The following is a 20007-nucleotide window of genomic DNA, read 5'->3' as shown; positions in this document are numbered from 1 at the left end:
CGAAAACCGCCCTCACCGGTTCAGCCGCCAGCAGGGCATTACAGGAGTATAGATGATCGTCAACGAATCCGGAGGCATACCCAACCGCCTGTTTTTCCGCCTGTTCCAGACCGGAAACATTCTCCAGCGCCAGGTCCAGAATGAAATGGGCATCAGCGCCGTGCAATGGGCGGTTCTTGGCGCACTGTCGCGAGAAGGCTTCGAAGACGGCACATCATTCAATCAACTGAAAGAGTACCTCTACGTCAGTCGACAAAACCTCGACGGCGTGCTCAAACGAATGGAACGGGACGGGCATGTCGTCCGGATACCGGACCCTCAGGATCGCCGAGCCAGACTGGTCGTTCTGACCGAGTCTGGCAGGCTTTTCTGGGACCGGCTGCAAGACTCGATTGCCGAGTTCTACAGACAGGCCATGCAAGGGATGAGCTTTGATGACGGTGTCAGCCTGCTTCACCTTCTGAAAAAGCTTCAGCATGAGCTTATCGACATTTCACTGGAGTCGACCATTCCGGAGAAATGATGCTGAGTGGCTGACCAGGCCCACTCCATCAATCAACGCGCTCAGGCCGGCTCAAACCGCTCCTGCAACCATGCCTTGATCTCACCAGACTCGTATAACCACCGCTCACTGCCATCCTCATGCCGAATCTTCAGGCAGGGCACTTTGACACAACCACCACCGGCTTCCAACGCCGCACGATGCTCCGGGTCATGCTGGGCGTCGCGGGTTTCGATGTTGAGACCCAACCTGGCAATTTCCTTTCTTACCTTGATACAGAACGGGCAAGCCTTGAACTGGTAAAGGGCGAGATCCTTGCTGGCTTCATCGACACGGGCCTGCTCTTCAGCGCTTCGATTCACGCTTTCTGGCGTGCTGAGCTTTTCGCTGAGTAGCATAAAGGGCGTCAGTACCAGACGCAGGGTGCGGAAAAAATAACGAATAATAACTTTCATGGGTAAGGCTCGAACTCCTCATTAAAGGTGGCCTGAAGGGTAGCGGCATTCAGGATTTATTTGCGTGCCTGATAGTGGTGTACGAGGATATCATTTCAAAGGATGAAGTGTTCAGAGTAACGGGGCAGCCCCTTCACAGATGGAGAACCAGATGCCTGAATCCGGCACCAAGTCACTTCGCAAACCCCTGCGGTTCTGGGGCTGGGGCTATGAGGACGAGGATCTGCACCCGGACGAACATGCCATGATCGAAACGGTCACAAAAATGTTTGTACCGGAAGGTCTGGTGGAGATTGAGCCACCAGCGGTTGAAGACTTCGAGCTTCCCGCATCCCGATTACCAACGATTCCCGATTACCTGTCAGACATTATTTCCACGACATCCTACGACCGTCTGGTGCACAGCTACGGAAAGTCCTACGCCGATATGGCCCGGATGCTGATGCGGCAAGTGCATAATCCGCCCGACGCCGTTGCCTTTCCCAAAACCGAAGACGACATCCAGCAACTGTTCAGCTACGCGGCCGCAAACAACATTGCACTCATCCCCTTTGGTGGCGGCACCAGCGTCTGTGGCGGCGTCGAGCCCGATGTTGGCGACAGCTACCGGGCGACCATCAGCGTTGATATGGAGAACCTGGACCGGATTCTCGAGATCGATCCGGTCAGCCGCCGCGCACGGATTCAGGCTGGCATCAAAGGCCCGGATCTTGAGCGGCAGTTAAAACAGCACGGATTGACGCTGCGCCACTATCCGCAGAGCTTTCCCTTTGTGAGCCTGGGAGGCATGCTCGCCACACGGGCGGGCGGGCACTTTGCGACCGTTTACACCCACATTGAAGACATGGTGGAAGCAACCAGGCTGATCACGCCCAGAGGCATTATCGAGACCCGGGCCTTGCCCGGCTCAGGCGCCGGTCCCTCGGCAGATCGCATGGTCTGTGGTTCGGAGGGCACCCTGGGCATCATTACCGAGGCAACCATGCGTCTGCAGCACCGTCCCACCTGGAGAGCCACGGCCTCGGTGCGGTTTGACAGTTTCATGAAAGGCGTCGATGCGGTCCGGCAAATTGCGCAATCGGGCTTGTTTCCATCCAACTGCCGCCTGCTCGATGAAGCCGAAGTGATCATCAACCGGATTGCTGACAGGCCTTGCGCCGTTCTGGTTCTTGGCTTCGAATCGGCAGACCATCCCCAAGACCAGAAAATCGAAAGGGCCGTTGCTATTGCCGAGGAGCATGGCGGCGTTCTGCAAAAAGATGGCATTACCTATAACCCGGATCACTCAGAGAAAGGGGCCAGCGAGGCCGAGTCGTGGCGTAATGCCTTTATTCGCATGCCCTACTGGCGTAACCGCCTGACAGCCATGGGCATGATTGCCGACACCTTCGAAACCGCGATTACCTGGGACAAGTTCCCGGAGCTCTACAAGGCGGTAAAATCCACCATGGAGACCGCGCTTCGGGAGATCACGCAACGTCCGTTTTCATTTTCCTGCCGTTTTACTCACGTTTACCCGGACGGTCCAGCACCCTATTTCACTTTTTATTGCGTGGGCGACACCACCGGCGATCTGGGCAAAGCCCTGGAAAAGTGGAAACAGCTCAAGCGCATCTCCATGGAAGTGCTGGCCGAGCATGGCGCTACCGTTACACATCACCACGCCGTTGGCCGGGATCATCGCTTTGGCTATGAGCAACAGACATCACCGCTGTTTCGTCAGACCCTGGCGGCGGGCAAGCACTTCCTGGATCCTCAGGGCATCCTGAATCCGGGCGCTTTGTTTGATCCGCAGGATAAAAACATTGGCATTCGGGGGGTATTGGGAGACTGAGGCAACTCTCTCAGTCCTGATGCACACCGTTGAATCGTCCCCGCAACCAGGCAGTCCGGAACGTCTCCGCCGCCACCCCGGCCAGGAATCCGAAAAACGGGTCGGCCCAGAAGGTGATCAATGCGGTGATTCCGATCACCGGCCAGCAGGATGGTTTCGCGGTCCAGAGACGCCTGGTGAGGCCAAGCTCGACAGCTGCGACCATGAGCAGGGCGCCGAGACCGGCCGCGGGTACAGCAGCGATAAACGACAGCCCGCCGGGTACGATTGCCACCAGAAGCAAACCCACGCCCAGCAGGACCGGCGCAAGGCCCGTGCGGGCACCAAAGCGATAGTGTGCCGCAACACCGCCAGCGCCATGACACATGGGCAAGGCACCGAACGGAACCAGGCACAGGTTGGCCAGGCCGGTTGTAACGGAAAGACGCGCAGGCGAGACCCGGGACTGGTCGCCGAAATAATCCTCGACCACTAGGGCCGTCAGAACGATCGCATTGGTGATGGTCAGCGCCAGTTGTGGCAGCACCAGGATGGAAAATCCCTGCTGCCAGTCATCCATTGAAGGCAGCGCCGGCATCGAGAAAATCGCCGGATCGACCGGCAGCGGTAGCCCGGGGGAGCCCAGCAGCGCCCCGAGAATCATCGCCACGGCAAGACCAAGCAATGCCGCAGGCCAACTGGGGAAAAGTTTCAGGGTGACGGCCAGCAACGCAAGGACCAGGAGCCCCAACGGCAAAGAGGTGGTCATCAGTTCCAGGCTCATGCTGGCCAACAACAACCCCAGCCCCAACTGCAGGCCGCTCAACACCGACCCCGGTACCAGGCGTGCAGCCCGGTTGATCCACCCGGTTGAACCAAGAATCAGAAGAATCGCGCCGATCAGAACACCACTGGCAACGAGGCTCTGGGCGCTGACCTGGGTGGTAAGAAGAAGCGCGGCCACCGCTTTCATGGGTTGCACAGGCACCGGCAGTCGATAATACAGACCGGTGGCGATATAGAAGAGGGCAAAGCCCAGCAGAACCGGTACCGGCGCCAGACCGGCCACGCCAATGGCACCGAGGCTCAGTGGCAGCAGGGTACCAATGTCACCCAAAGCGCCGCTGAACTCTTTGACAGTTCTGTTTCCGATTGACCCCATGCAGGCCCCTGCTTGATCTGCCTGTTTATTATTTTTGCTCAGGCGTTGTACACAACGTTTCCAAGCTCACTGATATTATAACCACCCAATGCCTCCGCTCGCTGAACAAATCGTTCACTGCGGGCAAAAGCCAGCAATCGCTGCATGGCCGGTTCGAAGTAATGGCGACGGCGCATGGCCAGGTCAAAATGCTCCTGCTGCAGCGGAATGAACGCCAGGCCCTGGCGCCTTGCCGCCGCTTCTATACCTATGCCCACATCTGCCTCCCCCTGGCGAATGGCCAGGGCCAGATCATCCTCGCTGAGCGAAGGATGCTCGGCCCAGGTCAGCTGACTGCCCTCGATACGATGGCGGGCAAGCAGGCTCTGCAACAGGTGACTGACGCCGGCATCCGGCTGTCGATGGGCGAGGCGAAGACCGGGCCGCGCGATATCCTCCAGTTGTGTCAGTTTGTGAGGATTGCCAGGCGCCAGGAGCAGGCCCTGCTGACGTTTGGCCCAACGAATCAGCACCAGGTCTCGCATCCCGGTCAAACCCAGGGTTGCCGGATCATTGTAACGCTCGCTCTCGGCGTGCCAGATATGCATACCCGCGAGCATGGCCCGGCCATCGACCAGCCGCTGCACCCCATCACCGCTTCCCTGGCACAACATGGCCAGCTCTGCGTTGCTTTCCTTTACCGCCCATTCGAGCAGCGGGTCCTGACTTCCCACTAGTACCGGAGGGGTCGGTGCACTGATCGCGTCGTCCCCTTCCAGATGGTTCATCAGCCACAGATCAATACGCTGGCGCGGGAACAATAGCTTTCCGGTAATTCGCACACAGGGAATGACACCCTGGCTGACCAGGTCGTAGACCTTGCGTTCTTTCAGGCGCAGATACTCGGCGGCCTCGGCCGTAGTGAGGTAAGCGGGGAGGGACATCGGTTTCTCCGGCGGCTCGGGCAAAGCATCAGACTGTTTTTAGCTGCATATTTTTCAGCAGGCTGTGCAAAGCGTAGTTAAAAACGCCACGATGCTCAACACTAAGGAGACGCTGCTGTGGAAGATAATGCGTTTTACGTAGCGCTGTCGCTACTGGTGAATCTCGACGCCTCGCTGTACCAGATCGTGGTGCTTTCGCTGCAGGTTTCGCTTCTGGCAGTCCTGATAGCGGCAACGCTGGGTTTTCCGCTCGGTGCGGCAGTCGCGCTATGGCAGTTCCCCGGGCGCGGCGGGGTGATTGTGGCGCTGAATGCGCTCATGGGACTACCTCCGGTTGTGGCCGGGCTCGGCGTTTACCTTCTGCTGTCGCGGGCCGGGCCTCTCGGGGAGCTGGGGCTTCTGTTCACGCCCGGCGCCATGGTGATTGCGCAGGTGATTCTGGTATTGCCCATTCTCGCTGCGCTTTCCCGGCAAAAAGTGGAGGAGTTGCTTGGTGAATACCGGGAACAGTTTGTCTCCCTGGGCATGTCCAGGGCGCGCATGATGCCCACCCTGCTGTGGGATGCCCGCTTCGCCCTGCTGACCGTTCTGCTCGCAGGGTTCGGGCGGGCCAGCGCCGAAGTAGGCGCCGTGATGATGGTTGGCGGCAACATTGATGGCGTAACGCGGGTCATGACCACAGCCATCGTGCTGGAAACAAGCAAGGGCGCCCTGCCCCTGGCGCTGGGTCTGGGCATTGTGCTCCTGACCCTGGTTATGGCCATCAACGCAACGGCCTACGTTCTGAGTGAAATGGCAAAAAGGCGCATGGGATGACTTCGTTGAACGTGCCTCTCAACAATTCGATCGAGCTCAGCGCACCACCTTCGCTGCGTTTTGAAAGCGTTGAGTTCAACCCGTTCGGGCACCGGCTTTTTGGTCCCTGTTCGTTCACGCTTGATGGGCCCGGCCCCACGCTGGTAATGGGCCCCAATGGCGCCGGCAAGAGCCTGATGCTGCGACTGGCGCACGGCCTGCTCACACCGACGGAGGGCGCCGTGAGCTGGTCAGGCGCAAGTGCACCCCGCCAGGCTATGGTTTTCCAGACGCCAATCCTTTTGCGCCGTTCGGCACTGGCCAACCTCAGGCACGCACTGGCGGTCAACAACGTGCCACGCAAGCTGCGCACAGAGCTGGCTCTCGAAGCCCTGGCCCGGTTTGGTCTCTCCTCCTGCGCCGACACGCCTGCGCGGGTGCTGTCCGGTGGGGAGAAACAACGCCTGGCACTGGCACGTGCCTGGTCGCTTTCACCGGCAGTGCTGTTTCTGGATGAACCCACCTCCGCACTGGATCCTGCCGCGATTAAGGCCGTGGAACTCGCCGTGCAGGAATTTCACAAGCAGGGTACCCGCGTCGTAATGACCACTCACGATCTCCACCAGGCCCGGCGACTGGCCGGCGACGTGCTGTTTCTCTCTGGTGGCCAGGTACAGGAGCACACGCCTGCGGACGTGTTTTTTGAAACGCCGGTGTCACGCCAGGCACAAGCTTTTATTTCCGGCGAACTTGTCGCCTGATGCGCCACCATAAAAACCCACCAATCCAATGCTCACCCGATGAATGAAACCCAAGATGGAGATAACAAGATGAAAAAGACCCTTAATCTGGTTCTTGCAGCCGTCACCACTATGAGCCTGGCCTTCAGCGCCCACGCCGAAGACTACATAACGCTGGCCTCGACAACCTCCACCGAGAACTCGGGCCTGTTTGATTCGATCCTGCCAAAGTTCGAGGACGCCACTGGCATCGAAGTGCGCGTTGTCGCCGTTGGTACCGGCCAGGCCTTTGAAATCGCCCGCCGTGGTGATGCCGACAGCCTTCTGGTGCACGACACCGCCGGCGAAAAACGTTTTGTTGAGAACGGCTACGCCACAGAGCGGGCCGACGTGATGTACAACGACTTTGTGTTGATTGGACCTGCCGATGATCCGGCCAACATCAGCGAAGCGAAAACCGCCGCTGAAGCGCTGTCTGCCATTGCCGAAGCAGAGGCACCGTTTGCCTCACGTGGCGATGACAGCGGCACCAACCGTGCAGAACTTCGCCTGTGGGAAAGTGCCGGTGTTGAACCGGGCGGCAGCTGGTATCGCGAACTGGGCAGCGGCATGGGGCCCACCCTCAACACTGCCGCCGCCATGGATGCCTATGTGATGTCAGACCGCGCAACCTGGGTCGCATTTGAAAACCGCCAGAACCTGAAGCTGCTCTTCGAAGGTGACAAAGTGCTGTTCAACCAGTACGGCAGCCTGCTGCTCTCTGAAGAGAAGCACCCGCATCTCAAGCATGAGATGGCTGCAAAATGGCATAACTGGCTGCTTTCCGACGATGGACAAAAGGCAATTGCCGACTTCAAGGTAGACGGGCAGCAACTGTTCTTCCCGAACGCCCAATAAGACAAAACGGGCAAAGTTCTGAGGCCCCCGGCCTGACCCGGTTCTACCCCAAGCGAAAACCCCGGCCATGCCGGGGTTTTTTATTGGATGAAAGCAGCTGTTTTTCCCGAATGCCAAATAAGCTAATCTCTGGCAATCTCCGTACAACTTCCATTCTGCGGCATTCATGAAACGGCCATAACAAAAATGACGATTGATCCAATACTTCCAGATCCCGAAGATCCCCGGCTTTCCCGGCCAGTAGAGGGTGTGGACGAAAACGGCGAGGCCAAATCGATCAGCGTGATCGAAGAGCGCCCACTGACCATCTACCTGAACAGCCAGGAGATCGTCACGGCGATGACCATTGGCGATCACCCCGAGTACCTGGCCCTCGGCTTCCTGCTCAACCAGGGCATGCTGAAAGAGACCGATGAAGTCACCGGGATCGATTTTGATGAGGAACTTGAGGTTGCCGTGGTTCGAACCTCCAGCGTTACTGATGTTGAGGACAAGCTGGAAAAGAAAACCCGCACCTCCGGATGCGCGGTGGGCACGGTCTTCGGCGACATGATGGCGGGACTGGAAGGGCTGTCTCTGCCAGACACCCCGGTACACACCAGCACCTTTTACAACCTTTCCTACCAGATCAACCACACACCCAGCCTATACATGGAGACCGGCGCCATCCACGGCACCGCGCTGTGCCAGGGCCAGAAGATCCTGGCCTACATGGAGGATGTCGGGCGCCACAATGCCGTGGACAAGATTGCCGGCTGGATGCACCTGAACAATATTCCCGCGGCCGATAAAGTGCTTTACACCACCGGGCGACTCACCTCGGAAATGGTGATCAAGACATCGCTCATGGGCATTCCCACGCTGATCAGCCGCTCCGGCTTTACCGCCTGGGGCGTCGACATTGCCCGGCAAGTCGGGTTGACCCTGATCGGCCGGATGCGGGGCAAAAAATTCACCTGCCTGAGCGGCCAACACCGCCTGGTATTCGATCAGGACCTCTCGCAGGTACCCGATGAAGACAAAAAGCTGCGTCGAAAAGGGGCTAAGCATGATTGACGGAGGCACGGCGTGACCGATTGCGCAGTCATCCTGGCCGGCGGCCAGGCAAACCGGATGGGCGGCGGCGACAAAGGCCGGCTTATGCTCGGCGACCAGTCATTGATCCAGCGGGTTATTGAGCGAATCACACCGCAGGTCGATGCGGTGGTGCTGAATGCCAACGGCGATATACACCGGTTTGACGATCTGGGTTTGCCGGTGGTCGCAGACTCCATTGAGGGCTTTCCCGGCCCGCTGGCCGGTGTTCTCGCCGGCATGGACTGGGCGGCCGAGCAGGGCCATGACTGGCTGATCAGCGTTGCCGCGGATACCCCCTCCTTTCCCCGGGACCTGGCCGCAAGACTGGCCGGGCATGACACCCCCGTGGTACTGGCAGCCACGCCCGACCCGGAGCGGGGCCGACTGCCGCAACCCACTTTTGGTCGCTGGCAGGTATCCTTGCGCCACAACCTCCGGGCGGCCCTGAACGATGGGGTTCGCAAGATCCGCCAGTGGACTCAGGCCCAGGGCGAAACCCTGGTGGTGTTCAACGAGGGCGACTTTTTTAACATCAATACGCCGGAAGATCTGGCCTGGGCGGAGCAGAATCTGAAGTGAACGTTATCGGCATCGTAGGTTGGAAAAACTCCGGAAAAACCACACTGGCCTCGGCCCTGATTCGTGAGCTGTCCAGCCGGGGGTTAACGGTCAATTCGATCAAGCACGCCCACCACATGGTGGATGTGGACCAACCCGGAACAGACAGCTACAAGCATCGTGACGCCGGCGCCCGGGAGGTCATCCTCGCTGGCGGTCAGCGCTTCGCCATCATGCACGAACTCCGGGGGGCGGCGGAGCCGACGCTGGATGAATTGCTGGCACGACTGAGCCCCTGTGACTGGGTCGTGGTGGAGGGATTCAAGACCCACACCCACGCCAAGATTGAGGTGCATAGACGAGAGGGTTCGAGGTCACCGCTGTTCACCGAGGACCCGAGCATTGTTGCTGTGGCGTCGGACTACGCTGCCGAATTCTCGGGGCCCGTTTTCGACATAAACGACATCCCCGCCATCGCTGATTTTATTCTGAACCGTCAGCAAGCCTGAACGGCATAACCAGGAGCCGAAGATCCATGAAGCCGCTTCGCAACGACTGCTTTGCCCTGCCCCCTGGCGTCAACTGGACTCCGGTTAAAGAGGCCCTTGAGCGTTTGCGTTCACGGTTGCACCCTGTGGTGGAGACTGAACACGCCGTTCCGCTGTCGCGGGTAAACGGCCGTATCCTGGCAAACGACGTCTACGCTCCCCGTGCGCACCCACCAAGCAACAACTCGGCAGTCGACGGCTATGCACTGGCGGGCCCTGTAACGGATGTTCCCTGCACCCTGCCACTGGTAGATGGTCGCAGTGCCGCCGGCGAGCCTTTCAAAGGCCAGGTTCCCGAGGGACATGCGATCCGGATTCTTACCGGCGCAGTCATTCCATCCGGGACAGACACAGTGGTCCTCGAAGAAGACTGCGAAGTCCGGGATGGCCAGCTGTACCTGAACGGCACTCTGAAAGCGGGCGCCAATGCCCGCAAAGCCGGTGAAGACATCCAGGCCCAGGATCGAATCCTGATCGCAGGAACTCGCCTGACACCCACGCAGATTTCCGTACTCGCCAGCGTTGGGGTGGAGTCGGTCGACGTCTACCAGAAGCTGCGGGTTGGCGTTCTGTCCACTGGCGATGAGGTAAAACCGGTGGGCGCCACGGTCACTGATTGGCAGATCTACGACGCCAACCGGCCGATGCTCAGCGCCCTGGTTTCGCAACTGGGCTACGAGCTGGTGGACCTTGGCCATGCACTCGATCGGGCTGACGAGGTCAAATCGGCGCTGGAAACAGGGGCGCAAAAGTGCGATCTGATCCTCACCAGCGGCGGCGTATCGGCCGGGGACGAAGATCACGTGTCGAAAACCCTGAAAGCCCACGGCGACATCAGCAATTGGCGCATTGCCATCAAACCGGGCCGCCCGCTGGCCCTCGCGATGTTCCAGGGCACGCCCGTGGTGGGCCTGCCGGGCAATCCGGTCGCCGCCTGGGTCTGTGCCCTGCGTTTTGGTGCCCCGGCAATGGCATTACTTGCAGGCGGTGAATGGTTCGAACCCCAGGCCTACGTGATGCCGGCGAATTTTTCGAAAAACAAAAAGCCCGGGCGCAGCGAGATGCTGCGGGCACGGGTTCGGGATGGACAGGTAGATGTGTTCGGTTCGGAAGGCTCCGGCCGGGTGACCGGCCTGGCCTGGTCCGAGGGGCTGGTGGAACTGGATGAAAGCGCCCAGCAGATTGAGCCGGGCACTCCCGTGCGGTTTATTCCTTACGGCAGCTTCGGTCTGTAGTCAGTCCACGCTGCCGTGAACCGCAAAGGCTTCCAGTGAGGCATCCTGAGGCCCCCGCGAACGGTAGGTTTCCTCGACACCCAGCTCGGTCAGGGTGCGGCTGACCATCAACAGTGTGTTGTCCTCGAAATCCTCGCACATGCTGCGCATCTGGTCGATTTCCTCACAGGCAACCGGGTAGGCCGCGTCGATATCCGGCGCGCCGTAATGGTCAACAAAGGTCTGCGCGAGAGTCCGGCGAACATGCTCCAGTTCCGGTTCGGTAATGTTGCAGACCCCCACGAAACTGGCGCGCCCGCCTGATTCAATGCTGTACCAACCGTTACTGAATGCCTGACGAGCTTTGCCTTTCAGGTCTCCCTCGGTCCAGTTGGAAAACTCGAAGCCACCGGAAATCGCCCACTCACCGCTGGGTGCAGGCTTTTCAAAGACGTTTTCGTCGGAAATATCCAGCTGAAGGGTTCGGGCCAGTTTCATACGTGCTCCGCGAATTCGATCAAACTCAGTGTCTCGGTCATGACATCCTGACGCAACAGCATCCGGCCTTTTTCATCCAGGCCAACGAAGGTGCCTGGTCTGGGCAGTTCAATCATTTTGCCCAGAGTGTCGCATCTCGGCCGCCACTCGTTGTGTACCCGCTCAAAGCCGCTGTCCAGGAAGTAGGTCAGCCACAGCAACGTGTGCTTCGACCAGCTTTCCAGCAGGGCCATGGGTGTGATTTCGATGCAGCCTTCTTCATACAGACAGGTCTCATCCGGATTTTCTCCCGGCTGGTCCGTCTTCGGAATAAACGGCACCTCAATTCCAATCACCAGCCAGTTGGGGTAGGCCTTGGGATCGGACACATCCGATGCGAAACGGACGCTGCCACAGAGCGCACCGTTTACCTTGATGCGATCGGGCCACTGAAAATGCACCGGCACTTCGGGCGGGGCCAGCGCACCCAGACTCTCGGCAAGGCCAATCTGGGCCACATAGACTGCCTGAATAGCCTCTTCAAGCGGTGTTTCCGGCGCCAGGACCAGGGCTGCGCGCAGGGTGTCGTCTTGCTCGGAGTAGAACACCGTGCCGGAATCGACACCCGCGACGGCCCGGCTGACGGCTTTATCAAACGGGTCTGTGTGTCTGGGCACCACTTCTCCCGTAAGTAACGGCGGGAACTGGGGTGATTCGATCATTGGATGGCCCGGGCGTAGACGTCAGAGGCGATAATTTCATCGGCGATGCGCTGGAAAGCCTGGGCCTGAGGGCTGTCAGGCTTCGAGACCACAATCGGAACACCGCCGTCCGATCCCACCCGGATATCGAGATCCAGGGGAATCTCTCCCAGGAAGGGCGAACCCAGTTTCTCCGCCTCGGCCCGGGCGCCGCCGTGCCCAAACGGGTGGTGTTCCTTGCCACAGCCATCGCAGACAAACGAAGCCATATTTTCGATCAGCCCGAACAGCGGAACGTCCATTCGCTTGAACATATCAATACCCTTGCGAGCATCCATCAAAGCGATATCCTGCGGTGTCGAGACAATGACCGCACCCGCCACGAAGAACTTCTGGCTCAGGGTCATCTGGACATCACCGGTGCCCGGAGGAAGATCCACCAGCAGCACGTCCAGCCGGCCCCATTCAACCTGGTTCATCATCTGCTGCAAGGCGCCCATCAACATCGGCCCGCGCCAGACGATAGCTTCGTCCTCCGGTGCCATCAGGCCCAGGGACATCAGCGTTACCCCGTGATTTCTCAGCGGCAGGATGGTGCTTCCATCCGGGCTGGACGGACGACCGGAAACCCCCAGCATGCGGGGCTGGCTCGGGCCATAGACGTCAGCGTCCAGCAAGCCGACCTTCAGCCCTTTCGAGGCCAGGGCCACAGCCAGGTTGGACGACACGGTCGATTTACCAACGCCGCCCTTGCCCGACGCAATGGCAATAATGCGATCCACGCCCCTCGGGTTCTTGTCCTGAGGCCTCGGAGCGTCAGTACCGATCAGATTCGGATTTTTTCCTACTTCGGTGTACTCAACCATGGTGTGTCCTGTTGTTTTTAACTGTCCAGATAGTCATCACTGGTGCGGACCCGCGGACGCTCGCCGCCGGCCATGGGCGCTGTGCTGCCATGGAACTGGGCCTTGACCCGACAGTCGTCGCACATCTTGATGAGCTGCACGTTATCAGAGTTCTTGTACATCCAGTGCTGGTTTTCCAGCTTCTCGACGATGCGGTTAATCGTACTGGCTACGCCAAACGGGGTGCCACACTTGATGCATTCGAAGGGCTCTTCACCGTGCAACGCCCGGGCACTGAGCGCCGCCTTGGACACATCAAGCTGGGGCTTCAGGGTGATGGCGGTCTCCGGGCAGGTACTCTCGCAGATACCACACTGGACGCAGGCGTTTTCCGTGAACTGCACCTCGGGCCGATCCGGATGGTCACCAAGGGCGCCGGTCGGGCATAGTGATACACAGGCAAGGCAGAGGGTGCATTTATCGGAATCAATTTCGATGGCACCGTAAGGCGCACCTTTGGGCAACGGAATCGGCTCTTCAATTTTTTCCGACATGGCGGCCACTGTCACCCGGGTGATATCCCGGCGACCGCCCACCAGCAGCACAGGGTCGCTCACGCGACCGGCATTGTCCCCGGCGCCGCAAAGCTCGATGGCGGAAATAACCCTGATCCGGCTCGGTGAGTTGTGGGTACCCTTGAGCATGGCCTGGGCCAGCTCCACTTCTGCGGTCACTGCACGGCGATCCAGTTCGTTGTCCGCAAGGATCAGTACCTCGGCGTAGCCGGCACCAAACGCCGCCATGATTTCAGCGTGGCCGATCCGGTCGACATGCTCCAGCCCCATCGGGATCAGATCATCCGCGAGACCATTATCGTAGCGGGCCAGGTTGGCAATGGCCTCTGTGCCAGCCTCCAGGGTATGGAAGACCAGGCGGGGTGATTCGTGGGTATGCTCACGGTAGACTTTGGCCATCACTTCCACAGCCTTGGTGATCGCCTCGAACGGCGTCTCATTCATGGTCACTGCAGAGGTGGGACAAACGGCAGCGCAGGAGCCGCAACCGGCACAGATATCCGAATCAATCTGGATGTGATCCCCGAAGGAAAAAATAGCCTCGGTCGGGCAGACATCCAGGCACCGTGTACAACCAGGCTTATTGGCCCGGGAGTGCGCGCACAGAGACTCTTCGAGCCTGAAGTACACAGTTTTTTCGAATTCACCCACCATTTCCCTTGCCGTCAGTGCAATGCGCTCCAGCTCGCCGGACTTCTCCGGATCGGCCCAGAAGTAGCCGTTGCGCTTCTCGTGGCTCGGAAATGCCGGGGCGCCGCCCCGCAGATCGATGAACACATCGCATTCACTGCGGGCGGTGGGCTTGGCCGCCTCGTAACCCAGCTCACCGCGACCGGCCGGGTGCAAGGGTTGCAGGTGGGCAAATTCCAGCTTGAAATTGCCAAGTGCACCGTAGGCTCCCGTGAGTTGGCCCTTGGCCACGTCGTAAGCGGCGGATGGCAGCTGAATGGGGCCGGCGTCATTAACAATGCAGGTAACACCCAGTTCGTCCTGCACTAGCCCGGCCATCCGAATTGCCTTCTCGGTGGGACCGACGATGCAGCACACGCCGTTGGACTCAATGGTTTTCGCCGGCGCCATGGGCGGCGGCAATTGGGCGGCGGCAATCAGGGCTGCCTGCTTCGCGTGCAGGCGCTCGGGCTTCGCGTCGGGGGCGCTCCAGCCAGCACGATCCCTGATATCAATGGAATGGAGTGGCGCTGCGTGTTGGATCTCGGCGTGAACGTCCTCGGCGAGGCGCTCGAACAAAGCCGCCTGCTGGCCACAGGCAATCAGGACGTCATTGCTGGCGCCCAGATGCTCGGCGGCAACACTTAGTTCCTTGCCGCACAGTTGATCAACTGCAATCGCCTGTTCAGCGCCCGCGGCTTTGCGCAAAGCCTCTGAATCGAAGGTTTGCGATTTGTCGCAGCTGCATAGTAATAAGGTCTTGTGTGCCGTCATCAGGAAATTGACTCTTTCGTTGTTTTTATACGTATACGTTTACGTATCGCTTTTCGAGCATGCCACAGGCATTATCTTTTGGACAATTGGATAATCTTTTGTGCCCTGCTAGTTTTACGCTATAACAAAAATTGAGAAGCACCATGAGTAGTCGTACAGAACAGTGGAAACGCGAGTTGAGGGTCGGCGCAGTCGTTCGCCGATCTCCGGGCGTCACTCGCTGGGTAAAGGAAATCTGGAAGCCGGTTGCCGTTATACCAGGCGCACCCGATGCATTCTGGAAAGAATTGGTTCGCGAGGAAGATGTGGTCGATTACCACGCGGGCACCATTACGATGGAGCTTTTCCGGGCCGACGTCGAGGGCTATCTGGTCTCTCTGAACATGGCCGTTCCATCTGTATGGATCATCATGGACAGAGATGTAACGAGCCAGTCGCCCTCAGGATGGGTCGTGAGCACTATCACCGCCAGCGCCCATGAGGCACTGGACGCCCTTGATAGTGGCGAAAGCATTGTTGAGGCGGTTCCCATTCCCGAATCAATGGCGGCCTGGATCAAGGAATTTATCGACATGCACTACATCGAGGAGCCGTTCAAAAAACGTCGCCGCGATGAAGTCCGCGTTGATGGCGCCGAGGATGCCAAGGGCGACCCGCGCATTCGCCAGGAAAGCGACGTTTACCGTGCCCCTGCGAACATCAAAAAGCCGAGAATTCAGTAATGGCCGAATCAAGACTCCAGCGTTGGGCTCGCAAGAAAGCCGAAGCCGCCAGGCGCCCGGAACCATCCCCTCCTCCGGTTATCGAGACTGAACCAGCCCCGGAAGAACAGGAACTTGCGATCAATGAAACATTGCCGGAACAGGAACTGCTAGAGAAGTATGGCCTACCTGACCCCGAAAACATCGAACTGGGTACGGACATTACCGGTTTCATGCGCAAGGAAATTCCTGAGTTCTTACGCCGGAAGGCCCTGAGGGGACTATGGAAATCCAACCCGGTACTGGCCGTTCTGGACGGTCTCAATGATTACGATGAGGACTACACACTGGCCTCGACGGCCGGACAGACAGTGACAACTTTATACAAGGTTGGAGAGGGGCTCGTCGACAAAGCCAAAAAAGCCGCGGACGTCGTGGACGATCAGTCGGAAAAGCAGGCAGTCTCATCGTTGGCAGAGCCTGATTCCTCAACCGCCGGGGAACCGGATCCTGAGGACAGTCCCGAGCTGGAGGACATGGCAACGCCAACGGAACTTCCCGAGCAGCAGCTTGCCCAAGAAGAGGCGAGCTACCCGGAAGAGGAGCCGGAACCACGATTCCGCCCTCGTATGCGTTTTGACTATTAGCAGAATACGTTTCAGCTATTAGCAAATTAAAGGTCGGTCAGGCCAATATTCTGGATTGTGTACTAGAATAGCGTGACAAGCCGCACATAATAATTAAAAGGAACAGGAATTGAGTAACACTGCGGAAATCCAGTGCCCGCGTTCGATCTCTGAAGAAGATCGTGCCAGGGCCCAGATCTATCAGCTGCTTGGCGTCCTGCTTGTAGACCCACCCTCCACGGAATTGTTGAAGGGACTGGCGTCACTACAGGGCGACGAGACGCCCCTCGGTTCGGCCTGCAAAAACCTGGCAGCCCTCGCCGAACGCACCAACCCGTATGACGCCGAGAGAGAGTTCAACAACCTGTTTGTCGGACTCGGTCGCGGCGAATTGCTCCCTTACGCCAGCTACTACCTCACTGGCTTCCTGAATGAGAAGCCCCTGGCAGAGCTGCGCACTGATCTCATGACCCGCGGCATCAAATCCCGCAGCGACGTAAAGGAGCCGGAAGATCACATCGCCACCCTCTGCGAAATCATGGCGGGAATCATCACCGGGGAATTTCCGTGCGACAGCGGTCTGCCGTCGCAAAAAGCATTTTTTGATGCCCACCTGGCAAAGTGGGCAGCCTTGTTTTTTACCGACTTGGAAGAAGCGCAAAGCGCCATTTTTTACGCACCAGTGGGTTCGCTTGGTCGAGCCTTCATGGCAGTAGAAGCCGACGCCTTTGCAATTCAGTAACCGGGATCTCAAGGTCCCATAAACCCAGGGGGAGGTGTCCAATGGACAACCCGAAGCGTGAAAACAGCCGTCGCCGTTTCTTGCAAATGGCTGCAGCAGCAGCGCCAGCTGCCGTTGCAATGACGGTTGCACCGAACGCCGCAGCCGAGGTCGTCAGAACAGACGTTCCAAAAAGCCGCGGTTTACGTGATACCGAGCACACACGTAAGTATTTCGAATCGGCTCGCTTTTAACGGGGATTTGAGTTGATCGAGGTTGCGAAAGGCCCTTGAGAGACTCAGCTTTCCGAAAAAACGAGAATAATAAAGAGAGAGGTAAACGACATGTTAAGGAAGAAGACCAACGGGGTAGCGAAAGGCTCCCGTGCAGGCTCTTTGCTTTCTTCTCTCGCTGCCAAGACTCTGGACCGTCGTCAGTTCCTGACAACGTCTGGCGTGGCAGTGGGTGGTCTGGCGGCACTGTCGCTGACATCGGGACGGGTTGAAGCTGCAGCTCCGGCAACCGGTGGCGGAGAAGTGGTCGTCAAGAAATCGGTCTGTACGCACTGTTCGGTTGGCTGCACCGTCGAAGCCGAAGTTCAGAACGGTGTGTGGACTGGCCAGGAACCAGGCTGGGACAGCCCCTTCAACCTGGGTGCTCACTGCGCCAAAGGCGCTTCCGTAAGGGAGCATGCCCACGGCGAGCGTCGTCTCAAGTCGCCCATGAAAATGGTCAACGGCCAGTGGCAGAAGATTTCCTGGGACACCGCCATCAACGAAATCGGCGACAAGATGCTCGAAATCCGCGAGCAAAGTGGTCCCGATTCGGTCTACTGGCTGGGCAGCGCAAAGTTCAACAACGAGCAGGCCTACCTGTTCCGTAAGTTTGCGGCCTACTGGGGCACCAACAACGTGGACCACCAGGCTCGTATCTGCCACTCCACAACCGTAGCCGGCGTAGCCAATACCTGGGGCTACGGCGCAATGACCAACTCCTACAACGACATCCACAAGTCCAAGGCGATCTTCATCATCGGGGGCAACCCTGCCGAGGCGCACCCGGTGTCGCTGTTACATGTGCTGAAGGCGAAGGAAGAAAATAACGCGCCGCTGATCGTGTGCGACCCGCGTTTCACCCGCACCGCAGCCCATGCCGACGAGTTTGTACGTTTCCGCCCCGGCTCCGACGTAGCGCTGGTGTGGGGTATTCTCTGGCACATCTTCGAAAATGGCTGGGAAGACAAAGAATTTATCCGTACCCGTGTGTACGGTATGGAAGACATTCGCGAGGAAGTGAAGCGCTGGAATCCCGAAGAAGTTGAGCGTGTAACCGGCGCACCCGGCGCGCAGCTTGAGCGTGTGGCCCGCACTCTGGCCAACAACCGGCCCGGTACGGTTATCTGGTGTATGGGTGGTACCCAGCACACCAACGGTAACAACAACACCCGCGCCTACTGCGTGCTCCAGCTGGCCCTTGGCAACATGGGCGTCGCAGGCGGGGGTACCAACATCTTCCGTGGCCACGACAACGTTCAGGGCGCAACGGATCTGGGCGTTCTCGCCGACACCCTGCCCGGCTACTATGGCCTGGCAGCAGGCTCGTGGGCTCACTGGGCCCGTGTCTGGGAAGAGGATCTGGACTACCTCAAAGGCCGCTTTGCCGTTTGGGATAAAGACGGCAAGTCCCGCGCCATGATGAACGAGAAGGGCATTCCGGTTTCCCGCTGGATTGACGGTGTTCTGGAAGCCAAGGAAAACCTTGAGCAGCCGGACAACACCCGGGCCATGGTTCTGTGGGGCCACGCGCCCAACTCCCAGACCCGGATGACAGAAATGAAGGAAGCCATGGAGAAACTCGACCTGCTGGTTGTAGTGGATCCCTTCCCGACCGTTTCTGCCGTACTCCACGATCGCAAGGAAGGCGCCTACCTGCTGCCCACGACCACCCAGTTCGAGACCTACGGCTCGGTAACCGCGTCGAACCGTTCTCTGCAGTGGCGTGAAAAAGTGGTAGAGCCGCTGTTCGATTCCAAGGTCGATCATGAAATCATGAAACTGTTTGCGGACAAGTTCGGCTTCACCGATCGCATGTTCCGCAACATCGCCATTGATGGCGATGAGCCGTCGATTGAGGACATAACCCGCGAATTCAACCGCGGCATGTGGACCATCGGCTACACCGGCCAGTCGCCAGAGCGCCTCAAGAAGCACATGAAATATCAGCACCACTTCGACAAAACCACCCTGCGCGCGGTTGGTGGACCTTGCGATGGTGATTTCTATGGCTTGCCATGGCCTTCCTGGGGCACCCCGGAGATGAACCATCCAGGCACAGCCAACCTGTACGACATGTCGCTGCCGGTCTCCGAAGGCGGCCTGACATTCCGGGCCCGTTTTGGTGTTGAACACAACGGCCAGAATATTCTGGCAGACGGTGTTTACTCCAAGAACTCGGAAATCAAGGACGGCTATCCCGAGTTCACCATGCAGATGCTGATGGACCTGGGCTGGGACGGTGACCTGACGGCTGAGGAGCGGGCCAGCATTGAAGCAGTGGCCGGCGCGTCAACCAACTGGAAGACAGACCTGTCCGGTGGCATCCAGCGCGTGGCCATCAAGCACGAGTGCGCGCCCTTCGGTAACGCCAAGGCACGTGCCATTGTCTGGAACTTCCCGGATCCGGTGCCGCTGCATCGTGAGCCTCTGTACACCTCACGTCGCGACCTGGTAGCGGATTATCCGACCTACGAGGACAAAACGTTCTGGCGGGTGCCGACCTTGTACGAGTCAATCCAGAAGAACGACTTCAGCAAGGAATTCCCGATCATCCTTACCTCCGGCCGTCTGGTCGAATACGAGGGTGGCGGTGACGAAACCCGTTCAAACCCCTGGCTGGCAGAACTGCAGCAGGATATGTTCATCGAGATCAACCCACGCGACGCCAACAATCTGAATGTCCGCGACGGCAATGACGTCTGGGTGTCCGGTCCGGAAGGCTCGAAGATCAAGGTGAAGGCCATGGTGACAGAGCGTGTTGGAGAGGGTGTGGCGTTCATGCCATTCCACTTCGGCGGGCACTATCAGGGCAAGGACCTGCGGGACAAGTATCCCAAGGGCGCCGACCCCATCGTTCTGGGCGAATCCACCAACACTGTTCAAACATACGGGTATGACTCGGTCACTCAGATGCAAGAGACCAAAGCCACCCTATGTTCGATTATGCCGGCATAACAAG

The 20007-nt window shown here is 58.7% G+C and carries 21 protein-coding genes; 14 read left to right on the top strand and 7 right to left on the bottom strand.

All coding sequences use genetic code 11. The annotated features are described in order from the left end of the window. Nucleotides 1-52 precede the first annotated feature (52 nt). On the top strand, nucleotides 53-523 hold the full coding sequence (locus tag J3362_RS14835) for a MarR family winged helix-turn-helix transcriptional regulator (protein ID WP_041646481.1): 471 nt from the start codon (nucleotides 53-55) through the stop codon (nucleotides 521-523). Between the two features lie 41 nt (nucleotides 524-564). Here J3362_RS14835 and J3362_RS14830 read toward each other — a convergent pair whose 3' ends face one another. Beyond that, the gene (locus tag J3362_RS14830) at nucleotides 565-957 is read right to left on the bottom strand and encodes a glutaredoxin family protein (protein ID WP_349520686.1); all 393 of its coding nucleotides are present in this window, start codon (nucleotides 955-957) and stop codon (nucleotides 565-567) included. 151 nt (nucleotides 958-1108) lie between these two features. Here J3362_RS14830 and J3362_RS14825 point away from each other — a divergent pair, with 151 nt between their 5' ends. After that, nucleotides 1109-2791 (top strand): FAD-binding oxidoreductase, encoded by a 1683-nt coding sequence (locus J3362_RS14825; RefSeq protein ID WP_349520684.1) that lies wholly within the window; start codon nucleotides 1109-1111, stop codon nucleotides 2789-2791. Between the two features lie 10 nt (nucleotides 2792-2801). On the opposite strand, the gene J3362_RS14820 is transcribed toward J3362_RS14825, so the two are convergent. Together J3362_RS14820 and J3362_RS14815 are read right to left on the bottom strand one after the other, a co-directional pair. After that, entirely contained in the window at nucleotides 2802-3932 is a 1131-nt protein-coding gene (locus J3362_RS14820) for a putative sulfate/molybdate transporter (protein WP_349520682.1), read from the bottom strand. Nucleotides 3933-3970: 38 nt separating this feature from the next. Beyond that, complete coding sequence (locus J3362_RS14815; protein ID WP_041645993.1) at nucleotides 3971-4855, bottom strand: substrate-binding domain-containing protein; 885 nt, start codon at nucleotides 4853-4855, stop codon at nucleotides 3971-3973. Between the two features lie 117 nt (nucleotides 4856-4972). On the opposite strand from J3362_RS14815, the gene J3362_RS14810 reads away from it, so the two are divergent. From J3362_RS14810 to J3362_RS14780, 7 genes are all read left to right on the top strand, one after another. Beyond that, nucleotides 4973-5671 (top strand): ABC transporter permease, encoded by a 699-nt coding sequence (locus J3362_RS14810; RefSeq protein ID WP_349520680.1) that lies wholly within the window; start codon nucleotides 4973-4975, stop codon nucleotides 5669-5671. Beyond that, complete coding sequence (locus tag J3362_RS14805) at nucleotides 5668-6411, top strand: ATP-binding cassette domain-containing protein (RefSeq protein WP_349520678.1); 744 nt, start codon at nucleotides 5668-5670, stop codon at nucleotides 6409-6411. The genes J3362_RS14810 and J3362_RS14805 overlap by 4 nt, the downstream gene beginning before the upstream one ends. Before the next feature lie 69 nt (nucleotides 6412-6480). Continuing rightward, nucleotides 6481-7287: an ABC transporter substrate-binding protein gene (locus tag J3362_RS14800; RefSeq protein WP_349520677.1), complete on the top strand. Its 807-nt coding sequence runs from the start codon at nucleotides 6481-6483 to the stop codon at nucleotides 7285-7287. A 186-nt stretch (nucleotides 7288-7473) separates the two neighbouring features. Then, nucleotides 7474-8343 carry a formate dehydrogenase accessory sulfurtransferase FdhD gene (locus tag J3362_RS14795; RefSeq protein WP_349520676.1) on the top strand — a complete coding sequence of 290 codons (870 nt, stop codon included), beginning with the start codon at nucleotides 7474-7476 and terminating at the stop codon, nucleotides 8341-8343. A 12-nt stretch (nucleotides 8344-8355) separates the two neighbouring features. After that, the gene (gene mobA / locus J3362_RS14790) at nucleotides 8356-8943 is read left to right on the top strand and encodes a molybdenum cofactor guanylyltransferase MobA (RefSeq protein WP_349520674.1); all 588 of its coding nucleotides are present in this window, start codon (nucleotides 8356-8358) and stop codon (nucleotides 8941-8943) included. Continuing rightward, nucleotides 8940-9431, top strand: a complete 492-nt coding sequence (gene mobB, locus J3362_RS14785; protein WP_349520672.1) for a molybdopterin-guanine dinucleotide biosynthesis protein B — start codon at nucleotides 8940-8942, stop codon at nucleotides 9429-9431. Before mobA ends, mobB begins: the two co-directional genes overlap by 4 nt. A gap of 26 nt (nucleotides 9432-9457) precedes the next feature. After that, nucleotides 9458-10705, top strand: coding sequence for a molybdopterin-binding protein (locus tag J3362_RS14780; RefSeq protein WP_349520671.1), 1248 nt, complete (start codon nucleotides 9458-9460; stop codon nucleotides 10703-10705). Here J3362_RS14780 and J3362_RS14775 read toward each other — a convergent pair whose 3' ends face one another. From J3362_RS14775 to J3362_RS14760, 4 genes are read right to left on the bottom strand one after another with little or no spacing between them, the layout of a single operon-like run. Further along, the gene (locus J3362_RS14775; protein ID WP_014579234.1) at nucleotides 10706-11182 is read right to left on the bottom strand and encodes a DUF6505 family protein; all 477 of its coding nucleotides are present in this window, start codon (nucleotides 11180-11182) and stop codon (nucleotides 10706-10708) included. It lies immediately after the preceding gene. Then, nucleotides 11179-11883: a biotin/lipoate--protein ligase family protein gene (locus J3362_RS14770; RefSeq protein ID WP_349520668.1), complete on the bottom strand. Its 705-nt coding sequence runs from the start codon at nucleotides 11881-11883 to the stop codon at nucleotides 11179-11181. Before J3362_RS14770 ends, J3362_RS14775 begins: the two co-directional genes overlap by 4 nt. Next, a complete protein-coding gene (locus tag J3362_RS14765) occupies nucleotides 11880-12728 on the bottom strand; it encodes an Mrp/NBP35 family ATP-binding protein (RefSeq protein ID WP_349520667.1) in 849 nt (282 codons plus the stop codon). The genes J3362_RS14770 and J3362_RS14765 overlap by 4 nt, the downstream gene beginning before the upstream one ends. Before the next feature lie 17 nt (nucleotides 12729-12745). Next, a complete protein-coding gene (locus J3362_RS14760; RefSeq protein ID WP_349520665.1) occupies nucleotides 12746-14725 on the bottom strand; it encodes a 4Fe-4S binding protein in 1980 nt (659 codons plus the stop codon). Between the two features lie 143 nt (nucleotides 14726-14868). Here J3362_RS14760 and J3362_RS14755 point away from each other — a divergent pair, with 143 nt between their 5' ends. The 5 genes from J3362_RS14755 (at nucleotide 14869) to J3362_RS14735 (ending at nucleotide 20003) form a co-directional block, all read left to right on the top strand. Further along, nucleotides 14869-15447 carry a DUF3305 domain-containing protein gene (locus J3362_RS14755; protein ID WP_349520663.1) on the top strand — a complete coding sequence of 193 codons (579 nt, stop codon included), beginning with the start codon at nucleotides 14869-14871 and terminating at the stop codon, nucleotides 15445-15447. Next, a complete protein-coding gene (locus tag J3362_RS14750) occupies nucleotides 15447-16073 on the top strand; it encodes a DUF3306 domain-containing protein (RefSeq protein WP_349520662.1) in 627 nt (208 codons plus the stop codon). The genes J3362_RS14755 and J3362_RS14750 overlap by 1 nt, the downstream gene beginning before the upstream one ends. A 109-nt stretch (nucleotides 16074-16182) precedes the next feature. Next, nucleotides 16183-16794, top strand: a complete 612-nt coding sequence (locus J3362_RS14745; protein ID WP_349520660.1) for a TorD/DmsD family molecular chaperone — start codon at nucleotides 16183-16185, stop codon at nucleotides 16792-16794. Between the two features lie 41 nt (nucleotides 16795-16835). Continuing rightward, nucleotides 16836-17027: a twin-arginine translocation signal domain-containing protein gene (locus J3362_RS14740; protein ID WP_081449860.1), complete on the top strand. Its 192-nt coding sequence runs from the start codon at nucleotides 16836-16838 to the stop codon at nucleotides 17025-17027. A gap of 90 nt (nucleotides 17028-17117) precedes the next feature. Then, nucleotides 17118-20003 carry a formate dehydrogenase subunit alpha gene (locus tag J3362_RS14735; protein WP_349520658.1) on the top strand — a complete coding sequence of 962 codons (2886 nt, stop codon included), beginning with the start codon at nucleotides 17118-17120 and terminating at the stop codon, nucleotides 20001-20003. The last annotated feature ends 4 nt before the right edge of the window (nucleotides 20004-20007 follow it).

The sequence above is a fragment of the Marinobacter sp. NFXS11 genome (assembly GCF_040148675.1).
Lineage (GTDB): Bacteria > Pseudomonadota > Gammaproteobacteria > Pseudomonadales > Oleiphilaceae > Marinobacter.
Note: the sequence above shows the minus strand (reverse complement) of the source record. Positions and strands in the feature narration are given on the sequence as shown.